Origin of the sequence: Intestinimonas sp. HCP28S3_D6 (assembly GCF_052065695.1) — a bacterium.
GTDB lineage: Bacteria > Bacillota > Clostridia > Oscillospirales > Oscillospiraceae > Intestinimonas.
The window spans coordinates 69,018-85,529 of record NZ_JBQHTM010000009.1 but is presented as its reverse complement, the minus strand read 5'-3'; the positions used below and the strand labels follow the sequence as shown (position 1 = coordinate 85,529).

The following is a 16,512-nucleotide window of genomic DNA, read 5'->3' as shown; positions in this document are numbered from 1 at the left end:
CGTAAATGTTTCCTGTTTCTTCATCCCCATACACCACCATTGCGTTGATAGTGTTATTATCCCACATCCGGAGCCTTTATGGTAGTGCGGATTAAATCAGAGATTCCCTAGGGCTTGTACAGGATATCACATAGTAGTTGCATGGTCAATCATAATTGACAAGAGTCCCCTGCTTTCCGTGTCGGGAAAACAGGGGACTTTTTCAGGACAGAGAACGGAAATAGGACAGATTCCAGAGATAGGAGGGGTCATCCGGCTTGTAGCTGCCTGCCCGCTGGTTCCAGGCTTCGGCCTCCGCGTGGCGGCCAAGGCGGTCATTGCACACACACAGCTGGATGCAGGGGAGGAAGCCGTAGCAGTCCGGCTGGACAAAGCCGCCGCCCTCGTCGTTCCGCTCCCGGGTGAGGGCCAGCTCATACCAGAAGATGGCCCGCTGCCACACCTCACGGGCTTGAAAATAGGCGCCCAGGGCGCAGCAGGTCTCCGCCCTGGGATCGTCATAGCGGAAGCTGTCCAACAGGGCCTGGAGGGCACCGGCGTCATCACCCGCCTCCAGATGGCATCGGGACAGAAGCCGGCAGGCCTCGATCTCGTTCTCCACCCAGCCGCCGCCCCGCTCCAGAAACTGCTCCAGCTGTTCCGCCGCCGCCCCATACCGCCGGTGGTCCATAAGCTCCCGGGCGTAGTAGAACCGCTCCCGGGGAGAGAGATCCTCCCCTCGGGCCAGCTTCTGCTCATAGATGCGCAGGTTCCGATCTGGATCACCGGGCCCCTCCTTCCGGTGGGTCACCGCCACCTTGGACCAGACCACCTTTCCGAAGGGGGCGATGGCCTCGTGGACCGCCCCCTCCCACAAATCACGCCCTAAATTCCGTACCAGACGCTCCCGATAACAGGTGAAGACCGGCCGGTCGCCCTCGTCCAGACCACTGTGGTAGGGCATCATCACCACGTCCACATCGGGGGGCAGGGTCCGTTTGAGGTCCAGGAAGGCCTCCCGGTCCTCCGGCAGGAGGACGTCGTCGGCATCCAGCCACATAAGGTACTCCATCCGCCCTTTGGAAAAGGCAAAATTCCGAGCGGCAGCGAAATCGTCCCGCCAGGGGAAGTCGTAGACCCGGTCGGTGTAGGACAGGGCCATCTCTCTGGTGGCGTCGGTGCTGCCGGTGTCCACGATGACCATCTCATCCACCAGCCCCGCCGCGCTCTCCAGGCAGCGGCCCAGCACCTTCTCCTCATTCTTCACGATCATGCAAAGGCTGATTGTCGCCATGGGACCACCTCCTCCGCCCAGCCTATGTGCCGCTCGGGGAGATGGTGACAAAAGAGCGCCCGCGGGGCGGTTGTGGACCGCACCCGCGGGCGCTCTTTACAAGCGTTCGTTTCAGCCCTGCTTGGCCTGCTCCTCCCGAATGAGGATCTTGAGGGCCTCGATGCCCACCTCAATGGCGGCGGAGGTGTCGTGGCTTTCCTGCTGATCCAGGCCGGCGGCCTCCCGCTCCTGGTTCCACACCACGTGGAAGCAGGAGCCGCAACGCACGCCCAGGGCGGCGGCGCAGCAGAAGAGGGCGGCGGACTCCATCTCGGAGGCCAGGACACCCAGGCGCTTCCACGCCTCCCACTTAGCCTGGAGCTCATAGCTCACCGGCATGCGGGCGGGGTCGTGCTGGCCGTAGAAGGAGTCCTTGCACTGGACCACACCGGCGTGCCAAGGCTTACCCAGGCTCTTAGCGGCCTGGACCAGGGCCTCCTGGATTCGGTAGTCGGATACGGCGGGAAACTCGATGGGGGCATACTCCCGGCTGGCGCCCTCATGGCGGACGGCGCCGGTGGCGATGACCACATCGTCGCTCTGGACCTGAAGGGCGATGCCGCCGCAGGTGCCCACCCGGATGAAGGTATCGGCACCGATGGCGTGGAGCTCCTCCATGGCGATGACGGCGGAGGGACCACCGATACCGGTGGAGCACACGGAAACCTTCTCCCCCAGGAGCGTGCCGGTATAGACGGTATATTCCCGGTTGGACTGAACCTTGACGGGATCATCAAAATAGGCGGCGATCTTCTCGCACCGGCCGGGATCGCCCGGCAGAATACAATACCGACCTACGTCGCCTTCTTTACACTGAATATGGAACTGAAGCTCATGCTGCTGCATCTGCTCGCCTCCTGTAACATTAGGGTAGTTTGATTCTACCACATCTCACCTATTTTTGCAAGAAAACCGCCTTCTACCAGCCGGTTGTAACCATTTGTAATTGCAATTTTTCCGTCGTTTCGCTACAATGTAGTATACCAGTTTGGGGCCAGTGCCGCTCTTCCGTCTCCGGTAGAGGAACTCCCCCATCTTAAACACCCGGCGTAACCTCTTCGCCGGTGGAAAGAAGGCATTTATGAAACGAAGCGCTCTCCTGTGCGTGCTGGCCCTCATCCTGGGTGCCACCGCCGGTCTGCTCCTCAACTTCAGTCAGCTCGACGGCCGCGGGCTTTTGGCCTCAAACGCCGCTGCTGCCACCACTCCAAGCACCGCCCTGCTCAGTCCCTACACCACTGCAAGCTCCGTCGATCCGGACAGTAATGCCCCGCTATTGGATGCGGGAAACGCCGTCCTCTCCGCCCTCAAGAAGGATGACGTCCAGACGTTGTCCACTTTGGTGGACCCGGAACGGGGCGTTACCTTTACCCCCTATTCTACCGTGGACCCCCACAGCGATCTCACTTTTTCCCCCGACCAGCTCTCCCAGGCGGGCGCCAACGGCACCCGTTATGTCTGGGGCTATACCCAGGGCAAGGGGGACCCCATCACCATGACGCTACCGGAATATCTGGACACCTACGTCTTTAACACTGACTATACCCAGGCTCCCATCATCGGAGTAGACTCTGTCCTCTCCTCCGGCAACTCCCTGGAGAACGTACAGGACGCCTATCCGGGGGACCGTTTTTTGGAGTACTACTTCCCGGGTCAGGACCCGGAGGTGGGCGGCCTGGACTGGTGTGCCCTTAAGCTGGTCTTTCGCGACACGGACGGCAACGGCTCCTATCGGCTCGTGGGTGTGATCCACAGCGAGTGGACCATCTGAATTCAACTCAAAACCGCCGCTTTTCTGGTAATATCCAGAAAAGCGGCGGTTTTTCCTTACTTGGCCACACACCAGCGTACCACTACACGAAAGAGGTCTCCGTCCAGCTCGGCGGATACGGTATGCCCCATTCGCTCCACCAGGGCCTTCACAATGGCCAGGCCCAGTCCGGTGGACTGGCCGGTGCGCATCTTGTCGGCGGTAAAGAACCGGTCAAACACGTGCTTCACATCCTCCTGAGTTAGGCCGGGAGCGTCATTGGCGAAGACGGACACCACCTCATCGCCCTCCTGATAAAGAAGAATGGACATTCTGGATCTGCCGTGCTCCATGGCGTTGCGGATGAGGTTGGTGAATACCCTCAACACCCCCGCCGGGTCGGCGATCACGGCCGGCAGCCCCTCTCGAAGCTCTACCGTCATATCAAATCCTTCAAAGTCGTTATAAAACTCCGCCACCAGCTCACTGAGCACGTGGTAGAGATCCACACGCTCCCGGGAGAGGGGGTACTCGCCTCCTTCCAGCCGGGAGAGGTCATAGAAGCTGACGATCATACTCTGGAGGGCCTTGGCCCGGCCCTGGACGATGGTCAGATACTCCCGCCGCTCCTCCGCCGTCAGGCCCTCCCCCTCCAGCAGCTGGAGATACCCCAGGATGGAGGTAAGGGGGGTGCGCAGATCGTGGGAGATGTTGGAAATTTGCTGCCGGATGGTCTGCTCCTGACGGCGATAGTCCCCCTCTTCCCGCTCCCGCAGGTCCAGCAGGGCGTTGATGGCCGTGAGCAGCTCCTCCGCCGCGGCGTTAGGGGCCGCCATGGATACCCTGGGCCGCCCGGAGCGGAGCTGCTTGGCACAGGTACGGATGTCCCGCTCCAGAGCATAGAGCCGCAGGCCCAGCACCAGGCAGAGCAGGCCCAGTACCACCAGCAGGATGAGCATGCTCGCTTCTCCCCTTTCTATCGGATCTCCCGACGCCGGAACAGCAGCAGTCCCAGCCCCGTGGTGAGTCCCATCCACAGGGCTCCCGTCAGCCAGCTGTTGCCCAAGGGCCAGGCGCCGTCTCCTCGGGCGGAGGAGGCGATTTCGGTACCGTAGCTGAAGTAGGTATTGCTGAGCAAAAAGGGACGCACCGTCTCGGCCAGACGGTTGATCAAGTGGCCCATTACCCCCATGTCCATCACCCGGACAGCAGCCAAGGTCAGTTCCCCTATGGTGATGTAGAGGTAGTAGAGCACTGTGCCTACCCCGGCGGGGCGGAGGGTGAAAGCCAGGAAATAGGCCAGGGACACCGCCCCCACATACCGGGGCAGAGAGTTGCACATGGCCAGCAGAAGCCCGACACCCACCAGCTGTCGCTCCTCTCCTGCTGTCCCCAGTACGGCCTCCGGCGTCAGCGCCCCCAGGAAAAAGGCCACGGTGGTGAGCAGAAAGAGGACCACCCCCACGAGCAGGGCGGCAGAGAGCTTGCCCAGGTAAATCCGGAGCCGAGGCAGGCCGAAGGAGACCTCGTTGGTTAGACTCCCCGCCCGGTCCACCCCGCCCCCGGCCCAATCTGCCAGCGGAAAGGCCACATAGAGCCCTATGACCATAAAGTTTCGGAAGGCCAGGAGGCATTCCGAAGGCGGATTCCCCCGGAGCGTGAGCCCCGTCAAAAAGGTCAGGAGCAAATAGATCCCCCAGCCCAGGCAGGCGGTCCTCCGCCGGGTCATCCGCCACAGCTCGGCACTGAGATAGTTGAGCATGGCCGTCCCGGCCTCCTTTCAGCTGATCTCGCGCCGGCGGAAGCACCACAGACCCAGGGCCGTGGTACCCACACACCAGCCCGCACCCACTGCCCAGGCCCAGCCCACCCGGGACCAGTCCCAGATGGCGTCGGTGATGTTCTCCAGAGGCGTGGTAAGGAGCAGACCCCGGACCGCCAGCAGAGCGTCCGCCAGGGCGGGGGCGGGCAGGCTCACCAGCAGGGAGAGGAAGGTGAGCATCTGTCCGAATAGAGCGATGATGCAGACACTCACAATGGTGGCGGCGGTGTTTCCACGGATGGAGAAGAAACAAAAGAGGTAGAAGGCCTGGGAGCCCAGCCACACCGGGAAGGCGCACAGCAGGGCAAAGCCCAGCACCTTTAAAGCCTCCAGGGCGGCACCATCCCCCGGCAACAGGAGGGCGCACAGCAGCGCATACCAGCCCAGCAGCACGGCGCAGGCGCCGATGGACAACAGGCAGGAGGCAAAAAGCTTTCCCAGGTAGATCCGACTCCGGGGCAGACCGCAGGCCACCTCATTTTTCAGGGTATTGCATTTATACTGGTCAGAAAATACAATGTCCGAGGTAATGGCAGTGGCGTAGTATCCCGCTGAGAGAAGATAGAGCACCATGGTGAAACCCGCGGAGGCCGTCATATTGACTGCGTCCCCATTGAGCCAGGCCCACAGCAGGACCAGCACCAGCTCCAGTCCTCCCACGATCAGGAGGGCGATCCAAAGGTAGGAACGGTGGAGCATCTTATAGCACTCGGCACGGAGGTAGTCAAGCATGGCAGACACCTCCAATCAGGCCCAGGAAGTAGTCCTCCAGATCGGCATTCTTGCTCTCCGCCCCGATGAGAGCCACGCCCTCCTCCACAAGGGCGGCGGTGACCACCTGGGGTCGGTCCAGGAAGGCATAGAGCCGCAGCACATTGCCGGGGAGCACCTCGTACTCCCGGGTGTCCAGACGCTGCTCCAGGGCCAGGGCGGCTCTGGAGGCGTCGTCCACCGTGAGCTGGAGACAGGCCCGGCACTTCTCCCTCAGCTTCTGGGCGGAGATCTGCTCCAGCATGTGGCCCTTGTCCAAAAAGCCGTAGTGGGTGGCCACATTGGAGAGCTCCGACAGGATGTGGCTGGAGATGAGGATGGTGGTCTCCCGCTGGCGGTTGAGTTCCAACAACAGGTTGCGGAACTCCACGATCCCCTCCGGGTCCAGGCCGTTGATGGGCTCGTCCAGCAGCAGCAGATCGGGGTTGTCCATGAGCGCCAGGGCCAACCCCAGCCGCTGCTTCATGCCCAGTGAAAACTGCTTGAACTTTTTCTTTCCCGTCCCTCCCAGGCCCACCTGGTCCAGCACCCGGGACACACAGTCCCGACCGGGGATGCCCCGCTGGCGGCGGTAGTACTCCAGGTTCTCGGAGGCGGTGAGGTAGGGGTAGAAGCTGGGGATTTCCACCATGGCCCCCAGCCGGGCCCGGGCGGCAGAGAGCCCCTTTTCAGTGGTCTCGCCGAAGAGCTCAATCTCCCCGGAGGTAGGCACAGTCTGAGCGGTGAGCATGCGGATGATGGTGGTCTTGCCCGCTCCGTTGCGGCCTACCAGGCCGTAGATCTGGCCCTTCTCCAGCTGGAGCTCCACATCCTCCACCGCCAGGTTGGCACCGTATTTCTTGGTGAGCCCGCGGGTCACTAAGATGGGTTCTGACATCTGGCATCAGCCTTTCCTTTTGATCTTGGTTCCATCATAGCGGAAAGGCAGCAAGCCTGCATAAAGCAAAGGTGAAGAAAAGATTAAATCCATCCTCACTCCACGTTCATCTTGAAGCCGATGCCCCACACCGTCTTGATATACTCCTGGTCCGATACCTTGGAGAGCTTGGAGCGCAAGTTGGAGATGTGTACGTTCACGGTGTTGTCATCCCCCATATATTCCCCGCCCCAGGCGCTCTCATAGAGCTGCTCCCGGGTAAAGACCTTCCTGGGATGGGACATGAGAAGGGCGAGGATCTCGAACTCCCGGGCGGTGAGGGTCACCTCTCTCCCTCCGGCGGTGACCCGGATGGCCTCCCGGTCCAGCTCCAGATCCCCGCAGCGCAGCACCTGGCCGCCGCCGGGCGCTGAAAACTGCTTGTACCGGCGGAGCTGTGCCTCCACCCGGGCCAGGACCTCGGCGTTGTCAAAGGGCTTGGGAATAAAGTCGTCGGCACCCAGCCGCAGCACGTTCACCCGGTCCTCCAGTCCAGCCTTGGCCGAGAGGACGATAATAGGCATAGTGCGCTTCTTCCGCATCCGGGCGATGAACTCCTCACCGGTGATCCCCGGCAGCATCAGGTCCAGCAGCACCAGGTCGTAGTCATACTGTTCCGCCCACAGCACCGCCTCGCTGCCGGAAAAGGCCGGACGTACGTCATAGCCACCATCGGCGAGGATGCGGCACAGGAGCCGGTTGATGTCCTGGTCGTCCTCTACCACCAGGATGTGGCAGGTCTCCATCAGAGCCGCTCCCCCTCCCTGTGATCCCTGGCCGCCCGGTTATAGAGGGACAACCCCAGCAGCACCATGAGGACCCCCACCACAAGGGCAAAGAGCACCGCAAGGATGCCAAAGGTGGTAAAGCTCATATACTTGTCCACCAGATTGTCATAGCCCCAGAACACACCGCCGAACATCAGCAAAAATCCGGCGATGTTGCTGGAGCTGGCCAGCGGAGCCTGGCTGATCTTCAGCTGTGCGCCGCACTGAGGGCACTTGTCTTGCACAGCTTTAATAAAATGATAGTGGTTTTCGTGGCCGCACTCCCAACAGACCCATTTCATATCACATACGCCTCCCGTTTTTCCGCCTTTTTTATTTTACTCGCAGCCGCTTGGCCAGCTCCCCGTCCGGGTCCACATAAGCGGTCTGGTAGGTGGTGTAGACCACCATGCCCGGCTTTGCCCCGGCAGGCTTTTTTACATACTTCACCGGAGTGTAATCCACCGGCACCTTTTTCCCGTCCCGGGCCTGGGAGAACCAGGCTGCCAGCTTGGCCGCCTCCTCGATGCTCCCGGCGTCTGGAGTCCGTCCCTCAGTCCACAAGATCACGTGGGAGCCGTGGATCTTCTGGGTGTGGAGCCACAGATCCCCCTTTCCCGCCTGTTTGGCAGTGAGGAGATCATTCTGGATATTGTTCTTACCCACTGAGATCCGCAGTCCGGCGGTGGAGCGGAACTCCATGGGCTTGGCCGCCACCTTCATCCGCTTGGCCGCCTTGGCGCCCCGGCGGAGGTAGCCGGTGTCGGTGAGCTCCTGGCGAATCTCCGCCAGGTCCCGCTCGCCCTCGGCCAGGGTGATGGCCTCCAGCACGCTGTCCAGGTACTCCAGCTCCCGCCGCCCCTTCTCAATCTGCTCCCCCAGCACCACCTCGGCCGTCTTGGCCTTGTTGTACTCCTTATAGTACTTGGCGGCGTTCTGCTGTGGGGTGAGAAGAGGGTCCAGGGGGATATCCACCTCCCGGCCCTCGGGGTCGTAGTAGTCGGTAAGGCGCACCGTCCCCATGCCCTTACTGAGGGCGTAGAGGTTGGAGGTGAGGATATCCCCCAGCTCCCGCTTCCGCTCCCGGTCCTTGGTAGCCTCCCGCTCCAGCTCCTGCTGGGCCACACGCCTGGCCACCCGGTCCCGGACCCGGCTCACCGCCTTCTGGAGGTCGGCGCCCCGCTGGCCCACCTTCTCCGCTGTGGCCCGACTGGCATAAAAGTCGTCCAGGAGCTTGGAAAAGCTCTCATGGCGCCGGAGCTCCGTACTCGGCCCGTACTGGAGGATGGGGAGGAAGGTGAAGTCCACCAGCTTGTCCTCCCGCACAAGGCCATAGGGCACATAGCCCTCGGGGCCCACCGCCTCCTTGAGACGCTCCAGCTTCTCCGCTAAACTCTCCCCCCGGCTCACACCGTTGGATCGGAAATCCAGCTCCCGCTCCAGCAGCGGGGGCAGCCCCGGCCTGGGGTCTGGGAGCCGGTAGAGGAGGCCGGGCATGACGCCCCGCTGGCCGGTGGCCACATCTCCCTCTACCCGGCGGACACAGTCGATGATCCGGTCCTCGCCGTCCAGCAGAATGAGGTTGGCCCGGCGGCCCATGGCCTCCAGCACCAGAGTGCGGCCGACCTTGTCCCCCAGCTCGTCGGTGGATTCCAGCCGCAGCAACACGATGCGCTCCAGCTCCGGCTGCTCCAGCCGGAGGAACCGTGCGCCGGTGAGGTGCTTGCGCAGAAGCATACAGAACATGGGGGGCTGGGCTGGGTTCTCCCGGACCTCCTTGGTCAGGTGCAGCCGGGGACCGTTGGGGCTGGCGGAGAGAAGGAGCTTCACATTTGCTCCCGCGCCCCGGACAGCCAGGACAATCTCGTCCCGGCTGGGCTGATAGACCTTATCGATCCGTCCGCCCTCCAGCACCTTTCTAAGCTCCTCCAGCACTGCCGTCAGGCAAATCGCATCCAATGCCATGCCGCGTCACTCCTCCATCATCAGGGTAAACAGCTCGTTGAGCCGGTCCGTCCGCCCCTGGAGATAGAGGTAGCCGAAGAGGGCCTCCAGGGCGGTGGCCGTCTGGTACTCCTCCCGGCTGGCCGCCTTGGGAATGGTGTGGGGACTGGTGTTCCGGCCCCGACGAAACACGTCCTGCTCCTCCTCGGTGAGGACACCCTCCAGCTTTTTGGCCATGGCCGCCTGGGCGGGAGCCGCCACAAAGTGGACAGTGGCCTTGTGGAGTCCCCGGGAGGTGGCCTTCCCGCGGAGCACCAGCCAGGAGCGTACCATCAGCTCGAAGACGCAGTCGCCCAGATGCGCAAGGCCCAGACTGCTGATTGCCCGGATCTCGTCAGGTGTTGCATGCAAGTGGAAATAATCGGTCATGTATCTCTTCTCCGTATCTGTTCAGGATGGGCACGGAGCCTGTCCATGGCTCTCATCGCCCGGCTCCGGAGGGCAGCAGATTCTCGTCCGCTCCGAAGCGGTATTCTTTTACAGTGTATCACAGTGCCGCCGGGCGGTCAACAAACACCCGTTCCCCGTCCTCCATCCGGTAGAATGGGCCAGCCCTTCCGGTCAAACTGAAAGCAGATGTGGCGTTCTCCCTCTATCATGCCCAGTCTGGCCAGGCAGAAAAGCCCCGGCAGAGGAAAGGGCCGGGCACAGGAGAAGGGATAGGCCAGCCGGAACCCCCCGTCCATGGGTTGGAAGAGGGCCCGCCCCTGCCGGACCGCCATGGCCCGGAGGGTCTCTTCTCCGAACGTCAGCTTCTCCGGTTCCATCCAGCTCCATCCGGAGGGCGCCTTCTCCCTCCCGAAGGCAAAGGCCAGTTCCAGCTCTCCCCCCACCGGCGGCCAGGCTCCCTGCCGCTCCAGGGTGTCTAGGGTCAGGGTACGTCTGACCCGGAGCTGTCCGTTCTCCGGTGCCAAAGTACCCAGCAGCGCCCGGCCGGTGGGCCCCCGGAGATAGGCCTTGTAAAGCCCCCGGCTGTCCGATGCCCGCTCCGCCGTCAGCACCGCCCGGAGCTCATCCGCCCGCACGGTCAGACTACCGCCGCCCTCCAGCGTGTACCGCCGCTCCATATCCCTCCCCCCTCTTTTTCCTATCCTATGCGCAGCTGTGAAAGATTTTCCCGGCAGAAGCGGCATTCAGGACCTTTTTCCTGCCGCCCCGCTCATACCTGTCTCCATCATCTGCACACAGATAAAACAAACGGCTGCCCGGTATCGGGCAGCCGTTTGTTTCATCTTATGTTGAGGCGCTCGTTTCCGCAGCCTCCAGCCGGCCCATAGGCCGGTAGACCACAAAGTACATGGTGGTGAAGCAGGCCAGCCCTCCCAGGAACTGCGAGGCGGCCTCGGCAATGAATACGCCGTTGGTGCCAAAGACATAGGGCAGCAGCAGAGTGAGCGGGGCATTGATGAAGGCCTTGCGGAGAAGGGAGAAAAAGATTGCGTTTTTGGCCCGCCCCAGAGCGGTGAAAATGGATTGCCCCGCTAGCTGTAAGGACATGAACATAAAGAGCGAGAAATAAGTACGCAGAGCGGGCACCCCTACCCGAACCAGCTCGTCCTCCGTAGTGAAAAGCCGGATCAGGAGCTCCGGGAAGAGCATGATGACCGCCCAGGCCAAGATGGAGTAGATGACCACCACAGCGGCGGAGAAGCGGATGCCCTGCCGGACGCGGCGGTACAGGCCGCCGCCGTAGTTGAAGCCCAGCACCGGCTGGGCACCATTGGTCACACCGGTGAGGGGCATGCATACCACTTCGCGGATCGAGTTAACGATGGTCATGGCGCCCACATAGAGGTCGCCGCCCCAGGTCTGAAGGGTGGCGTTGCACACCACCTGAACAAGGCTGTTGGTGAGGTTGACGAAGAATCCGGCCAGACCCAGAGAGAGGATCTTTTTCACCCGCTGAAGTGTCAGGGGCATCCGGCTCAGGCGCAGACGCAGGATGGCCTTCTTTCCGGTGAGGAAGCGGAGCACCCACACTGCAGAACACCCCTGGGCCAGGATAGTGGCCAGGGCCGCTCCCTGGACCCCCATGTCCATCACAAAGATAAAGACCGGGTCCAACACGATGTTCACAACGGCACCCAAGCCTACTGTCATCATGCCGATCTTGGCAAAACCCTGGGAGTTGATGAAGGGGTTGAGGCCCAAACTGATCATTACGAAGAGGGTTCCCATGAGATAGATGGTGAGGTAGGCATCGGCATAGGGGAAGGTGGCGTCACTGGCACCGAAGAGGTAGAGCATGGGTTTCTTCACCAGCAGGCAGCCCAGCGTAGCCAGGACACCCAAAATAATAAGCAGGGTGAAGGAGTTGCCCATCACATACTCGGCCTCTTCGTTCTCCCCCTTGCCCCGATAGATGGAGCACAGAGGGGCGCCACCCATGCCGCAGAGATTGGCAAAGCCCATAAGAATAGAGATGATAGGCATGGTGAGTCCCAGGCCGGTAAGGGCCAAATGGCCGGGCAGACGCCCTAAGTACATCCGATCCACCACGCTGTATAGAACATTGATGAGCTGTGCCAGTGTCATGGGAGCCGCCAAGGTCAGGATGGTCTTGGGTATGCTTCCTTTGGAAAAATCATTCTGCTGTTGTGCCATCCCGGCGTCTCCTCCTTGTGATTTAAAATGACAGGGACTATACTATAGGCGGGTACCCACACCAGAACCCGTTCGGTGAACGATGTATTATTATAATACAGATCTCCGCCGAAAACAACCGGTGATGCCTCGGAATTGTTGTTTCTTCCGACACAACACCGTGAAATGAGGGACAGATTGCTATGGATAGCTTGTTGAAACAGGCTCAGTCATTCCTGCCGGCGCTCAAGCAGCTCAAAGACGACCTCCACCGCCACCCGGAATTGAGCTGGCGGGAGACGCGCACTACCGCTCTTCTGAAGGAAAAGCTAACGGCTCTGGGGCTGGAGCTCATCGACCTGAACATGGAAACTGGCTGTGCCGCCCTGCTCCGTGGTGGAAAACCAGGACCCACCGTGGCCCTTCGGGCCGACATCGACGCTATCGTCCAGGAGACACCAGAGGAGGGTGAAGTCGTGCCGGAGGTATCCGGCGTTATGCACGCCTGCGGCCACGACTTCCACACCGCCGGGCTCTACGGCGCCGCCCGCCTTCTCTCTGCCACGCGTGAGACGCTGGCCGGAAACGTGGTCTTCCTCTTCCAGCCCGCCGAGGAGACCACCGGCGGTGCCCGGGCCATGCTCTCCAACGGTCTGTGGGAAAAGCTCCCCTCCAAGCCGGTCTGCGTTTTTGGGGTCCACAACCGGCCCCAGATCCCCGCCGGAAAGGTGGCCGTCCAGGAGGGTCCCCTCATGTCGGAGAAGGCCAACTTCACCATCGTCCTCCACGGGGTCACCGGCCACGGCGGCACCCCCCAGAAGTGCGTGGACGTTATCGTGCCAGCGGCGGCCATTATCCAGGCCATCCAGTCGGTGGTCAGCCGCAACAGCGCCCCGGAGGACCCTCTGGTGTGCGCCGTGTGCTCTATCCACGCCGGCACGCCGGAGAACTTCGCCCCCGACCTTCTCACCATGACGGGGAGCATCCGGGCCTTCTCCCACGAGACCCGGATGATGGCCCAAGGCCGGGTGGAGAAGTTCAGCCGGGACATCGCCGCCGCCTATGGCTGTGGCTGTGACTTCGACTGTCAGGAAGCCGCCCCCCTGCTCTCCAACTCCCCCGCCATGACCGCCCTGGCCCGGCGGGCGGCGGCCGCCGTTCTGGGTGAGGAAAACATCGTGGGCACGGCCCCGGAGATGAGCTCGGAGGATTTTCCCGAGTTTGGCCGGGAGGTTCCCTACTTCTTCTATTGGCTGGGCTCCGGCTTCCCGGACCGGGAGAACGCCGGCTGGCACAGCCCCAAATTCCGCACCGACGACGACGCCCTGGCCGTGGACGCCGCCCTACTGGCCCGGTCCGCCCTGGAGGGGCTGGCCTGGCAGGGATGATCTTCCTGGGGTCACTGGCGGCGGGGCGGGGTAACCTAACGTCGAGGTGATGCCCCATGCGGCGGGATTATGCCGATCTCTACGCCCTGTGCCGCCACGACCCGGAGGCGGACGCCTACCTCCACGCCCTGCCCGAGGACATTCAGTCCCGGCTCAGTGGGCGGATGAAGCAGATCAACACCCTTTCCGACCTGCGCAGCCATGCCTCCGCCCTGATGGGGCGGCAGGACCACCCCTGACAGCGGCAGCCGCCCCGGCCCACCGGCCCGGGCGGCTGTCGTCCTTTTTCGCCGACTTTCCCGTTGGGCTTGCATTTTTCCCTGTTTTCCGCTATGATATGCGGAAGAAAGGGGGAATCACCCTGTGGCAGAGACCAAGACCCACATCTTTTTTCGCCTGAAGCGCAAGCTCATTTGGGCGGCCGGAGCCGTCCTTCTCCTGCTCCTGGCCTTCTGGCTGGGCGCCCTCTGGAGGGGCCGCGAACAGCAGCCCACCATCACCAGCGACCTGCTGGGCCAGCAGCTCCGGTCGGTACAGGAGCTGGTATCGGTGGAGTACCACTACACCAACATGGGGAAATTTGAAAATCAGCTGGACTTCTACGGCTGGAAGGTGCCCTTTACCACCAAAAGCTTCCTCGTCTCCTACGACGGCGTCATCAAGGCCGGCGTGGACCTGAGCGGAGCTAAGGTGGACGTGGACGAGCTCCGGAAGGCCGTGACCATCACCCTGCCGGAGAGCAAGATCCTCTCCCACGAGATCCCGGAGGACAGCCTCCAGGTCTTTGACGAGACCCGCAACATCTTCAACCCCATCACCATCGAGGACTACACCGGCTTTACCAGGGACCAGAAGGCGGAGGTGGAGCAGAAGGCCATCGACGAGGGCCTGCTCACCGACGCCGCCGAAAAGGCCCGTGGTGCGGTGGAGACCTTTGTCTCCCTCCTCCCCGGCAGCGGCGACTACACCTGGACCATCCGCTGAAGCGGCTGCAAAAAAGCCCTGGCTTCACATTCTGTGAAGCCAGGGCCTTTTTCTGTTCTGTTCCGGCGGGTGGCTCAGGTCCGCTTCCACACGGCGCCGCCGGGCACGTCGGTGACCTCGATGCCCTTGGCCTTCAGCTCATCGCGGATGGCATCGGCCTCGGCGAAGTTCTTGGCCTTCTTGGCCTCGCCCCGCCGGAGGACCAGGGCGTCGATCTCGGCGTCCCCCTCACCGGTGACGGTGTAGCCGCCGGCGGAGGTGGTGGTGGCCTTGGCCTGCTCGGCACGCTTGGCCTCCGCCTTCTCCAGAAGGTCCAGACCCAGCACCTGGTCGAACCGCCCCACCAGGGCGGCCTTGTCGGCGTCGCTCAGGTCCTTGGCCTTGAGGACGTCGTAGAGGCGGGTGACGGCCAGGGAGGTGTTGAGGTCGTTGCCCAGGGCCTCCCGGAAGGCGGTGTCGTACTTGGCCATGGCGGCCTCGTCGGCGGCGCCCTCCGGCTTGAGAGCGGCCACCCGGCCCACCAGCTTCTCATAGGCGGCCTTGGCGTTGTCCAGGTTCTCGTAGGTGAAGACCAGGGCCTTCCGGTAGTGGGACTGGAGGCAGAAGAGGCGGTAGACCAGGGGGTCGTAGCCCTTCTCCTCCAGGGTGGAGACGGTGGTAAACTCACCCTTGGACTTGCTCATCTTGCCTCCTGCGGTGTCCAGGTGTGCGATGTGGACCCAGTACTTGCACCAGGGGTGGCCAAGATAGGCCTCGGACTGGGCAATCTCATTGGTGTGGTGGGGGAAGGCGTTGTCCACGCCGCCGCAGTGGATGTCCAGGTACTCCCCCAGGTACTTCATGGAGATGCAGGAGCACTCGATGTGCCAGCCGGGATAACCCACGCCCCAGGGAGAGTCCCACTTCAGGGCCTGGTCCTCGAACTTGCTCTTAGTGAACCACAGGACGAAGTCGGTCTTGTTCCGCTTGTTCTCGTCGGCCTCCACGCCCTCCCGGACGCCCACCGCCAGGTCCTCTTCGTCGTGGTCGTTAAAGACATAGTAGTGGTCCAGCTTGGAGGTGTCAAAGTAGACGTTGCCGCCGGCAAAGTAGGCGTAGCCGGTGTCCATCAGCTTGGTGATGACCTTGATATAGCTGTCGATCATGCCGGTGGCGGGCTGGACCACGTCGGGGTACTTGATGTTGAGCTTCTTACAGTCGGCGAAGAAAGCATCGGTGTAGAACTGGGCGATCTCCATGACGGTCTTGTGCTCCCGCTTGGCGCCCTTGAGCATCTTGTCCTCGCCGGTGTCGGCGTCGGAGGCCAGGTGGCCCACGTCGGTGATGTTCATGACCCGGGTCACGTCATAGCCGTCGTACCGGAGGAACTTCTCCAGCACGTCCTCCATGAGGTAGCTGCGCAGGTTGCCGATGTGGGCGAAGTGGTAGACGGTGGGGCCGCAGGTGTACATGCTCACCTTGCCGGGGGTGTGGGGGACAAAGTCCTCCCGGGTATGGGACGCGGAATTATACAGTTTCATAGCGGTCTGACTCCTTATCTATTCTCCATTCTATGTTGCTCATCAATATAATTTTCCAGCCACTCCAGCCGGGAGGAAAGAGCCTGGAGCTCCTTCTGCACTGGGTCGGTGACGTGGATCTGGTCCACGGAGGAGGCGAAGTCCACCTTCTCACCGGCGATACGCACCACCCGTGCGGGGACGCCCACAGCGGTGGCCTGGGGCGGGATCTCAGTCAGGACCACGGCGTTGGCGGCGATGCGGGCGCCGTCCCCCACCTTGAAGGGGCCCAGCACCTTAGCCCCGGCGGACACCATCACGTTGTTGCCCAGGGTGGGGTGGCGCTTGCCGTGGTCTTTGCCGGTGCCGCCCAGGGTGACCCCGTGGTAGATGAGGCAGTCGTCCCCGATCTCGGTGGTCTCGCCGATGACGATGCCCATGCCGTGGTCGATGACGAAGCGGCGGCCGATCCGGGCGCCGGGGTGGATCTCGATGCCGGTGAGGTGCCGGGCGATCTGAGAATTGAGCCGGGCCAGGAAGAAGAGCTTATGACGGTAGAGCCAGTGGGACACCCGGTGGAAAATGATGGCATGGACGCCGGGGTAGAGGAGAAAGATCTCCAGCTTGCTCCGGGCCGCCGGGTCACGGGCCTGATAGGCGCCCAGGGTCTCAGAAAGTCGTTTGAACATGGGGTACCTCCCGTTCTATCTGGGTTT

Annotated in this window: 18 protein-coding genes; 4 read left to right on the top strand and 14 right to left on the bottom strand. The window is 62.3% G+C overall.

Annotated elements, in window-relative coordinates; translation table 11 throughout:
* Window positions 1-202 precede the first annotated feature (202 nt).
* Window positions 203-1,273: a tetratricopeptide repeat-containing glycosyltransferase family 2 protein gene (locus tag ACTNBK_RS05185; protein WP_441144211.1), complete on the bottom strand. Its 1,071-nt coding sequence runs from the start codon at window positions 1,271-1,273 to the stop codon at window positions 203-205.
* 111 nt (window positions 1,274-1,384) lie between these two features.
* Window positions 1,385-2,158, bottom strand: a complete 774-nt coding sequence (udp, locus tag ACTNBK_RS05180) for a uridine phosphorylase (RefSeq protein WP_294510164.1) — start codon at window positions 2,156-2,158, stop codon at window positions 1,385-1,387.
* Between the two features lie 235 nt (window positions 2,159-2,393).
* On the opposite strand from udp, the gene ACTNBK_RS05175 reads away from it, so the two are divergent.
* The gene (locus ACTNBK_RS05175) at window positions 2,394-3,083 is read left to right on the top strand and encodes a hypothetical protein (RefSeq protein ID WP_441144209.1); all 690 of its coding nucleotides are present in this window, start codon (window positions 2,394-2,396) and stop codon (window positions 3,081-3,083) included.
* 56 nt (window positions 3,084-3,139) lie between these two features.
* Here the strand turns inward: ACTNBK_RS05175 and ACTNBK_RS05170 are convergent, their stop codons facing one another.
* The 10 genes from ACTNBK_RS05170 to ACTNBK_RS05125 all read right to left on the bottom strand — a co-directional run bounded on the left by ACTNBK_RS05170 (window position 3,140) and on the right by ACTNBK_RS05125 (window position 11,946).
* Entirely contained in the window at window positions 3,140-4,021 is an 882-nt protein-coding gene (locus tag ACTNBK_RS05170; protein ID WP_441144207.1) for a sensor histidine kinase, read from the bottom strand.
* 17 nt (window positions 4,022-4,038) lie between these two features.
* Window positions 4,039-4,824, bottom strand: coding sequence for a hypothetical protein (locus ACTNBK_RS05165; protein WP_441144205.1), 786 nt, complete (start codon window positions 4,822-4,824; stop codon window positions 4,039-4,041).
* Window positions 4,825-4,842: 18 nt separating this feature from the next.
* The gene (locus tag ACTNBK_RS05160) at window positions 4,843-5,616 is read right to left on the bottom strand and encodes an ABC transporter permease (RefSeq protein ID WP_441144203.1); all 774 of its coding nucleotides are present in this window, start codon (window positions 5,614-5,616) and stop codon (window positions 4,843-4,845) included.
* A complete protein-coding gene (locus ACTNBK_RS05155; RefSeq protein ID WP_441144201.1) occupies window positions 5,609-6,532 on the bottom strand; it encodes an ABC transporter ATP-binding protein in 924 nt (307 codons plus the stop codon). The genes ACTNBK_RS05160 and ACTNBK_RS05155 overlap by 8 nt, the downstream gene beginning before the upstream one ends.
* 95 nt (window positions 6,533-6,627) lie before the next feature.
* Complete coding sequence (locus tag ACTNBK_RS05150; protein ID WP_441144199.1) at window positions 6,628-7,317, bottom strand: response regulator transcription factor; 690 nt, start codon at window positions 7,315-7,317, stop codon at window positions 6,628-6,630.
* The gene (locus tag ACTNBK_RS05145; protein WP_441144197.1) at window positions 7,317-7,640 is read right to left on the bottom strand and encodes a hypothetical protein; all 324 of its coding nucleotides are present in this window, start codon (window positions 7,638-7,640) and stop codon (window positions 7,317-7,319) included. The genes ACTNBK_RS05150 and ACTNBK_RS05145 overlap by 1 nt, the downstream gene beginning before the upstream one ends.
* 31 nt (window positions 7,641-7,671) lie before the next feature.
* Window positions 7,672-9,303, bottom strand: coding sequence for an Rqc2 family fibronectin-binding protein (locus ACTNBK_RS05140; RefSeq protein ID WP_441144195.1), 1,632 nt, complete (start codon window positions 9,301-9,303; stop codon window positions 7,672-7,674).
* 6 nt (window positions 9,304-9,309) lie between these two features.
* Window positions 9,310-9,711, bottom strand: coding sequence for a Mini-ribonuclease 3 (locus tag ACTNBK_RS05135; RefSeq protein ID WP_441144193.1), 402 nt, complete (start codon window positions 9,709-9,711; stop codon window positions 9,310-9,312).
* Between the two features lie 137 nt (window positions 9,712-9,848).
* On the bottom strand, window positions 9,849-10,409 hold the full coding sequence (locus tag ACTNBK_RS05130; protein ID WP_441144191.1) for a hypothetical protein: 561 nt from the start codon (window positions 10,407-10,409) through the stop codon (window positions 9,849-9,851).
* Between the two features lie 166 nt (window positions 10,410-10,575).
* Window positions 10,576-11,946 carry an MATE family efflux transporter gene (locus tag ACTNBK_RS05125; RefSeq protein ID WP_441144189.1) on the bottom strand — a complete coding sequence of 457 codons (1,371 nt, stop codon included), beginning with the start codon at window positions 11,944-11,946 and terminating at the stop codon, window positions 10,576-10,578.
* 182 nt (window positions 11,947-12,128) lie between these two features.
* Between ACTNBK_RS05125 and ACTNBK_RS05120 the strand changes: the two genes are divergently transcribed.
* The 3 genes from ACTNBK_RS05120 (at window position 12,129) to ACTNBK_RS05110 (ending at window position 14,297) form a co-directional block, all read left to right on the top strand.
* The gene (locus ACTNBK_RS05120; RefSeq protein WP_441144187.1) at window positions 12,129-13,313 is read left to right on the top strand and encodes a M20 family metallopeptidase; all 1,185 of its coding nucleotides are present in this window, start codon (window positions 12,129-12,131) and stop codon (window positions 13,311-13,313) included.
* Window positions 13,314-13,369: 56 nt separating this feature from the next.
* Window positions 13,370-13,552, top strand: a complete 183-nt coding sequence (locus tag ACTNBK_RS05115; protein ID WP_441144185.1) for a hypothetical protein — start codon at window positions 13,370-13,372, stop codon at window positions 13,550-13,552.
* A gap of 124 nt (window positions 13,553-13,676) precedes the next feature.
* Window positions 13,677-14,297, top strand: coding sequence for a DUF4230 domain-containing protein (locus ACTNBK_RS05110; RefSeq protein WP_441144183.1), 621 nt, complete (start codon window positions 13,677-13,679; stop codon window positions 14,295-14,297).
* A gap of 74 nt (window positions 14,298-14,371) precedes the next feature.
* Here the strand turns inward: ACTNBK_RS05110 and cysS are convergent, their stop codons facing one another.
* Together cysS and epsC are read right to left on the bottom strand one after the other, a co-directional pair.
* Complete coding sequence (gene cysS / locus ACTNBK_RS05105; RefSeq protein WP_441144181.1) at window positions 14,372-15,817, bottom strand: cysteine--tRNA ligase; 1,446 nt, start codon at window positions 15,815-15,817, stop codon at window positions 14,372-14,374.
* Window positions 15,818-15,831: 14 nt separating this feature from the next.
* Complete coding sequence (epsC, locus tag ACTNBK_RS05100) at window positions 15,832-16,485, bottom strand: serine O-acetyltransferase EpsC (protein ID WP_441144179.1); 654 nt, start codon at window positions 16,483-16,485, stop codon at window positions 15,832-15,834.
* Window positions 16,486-16,512: the final 27 nt, after the last annotated feature.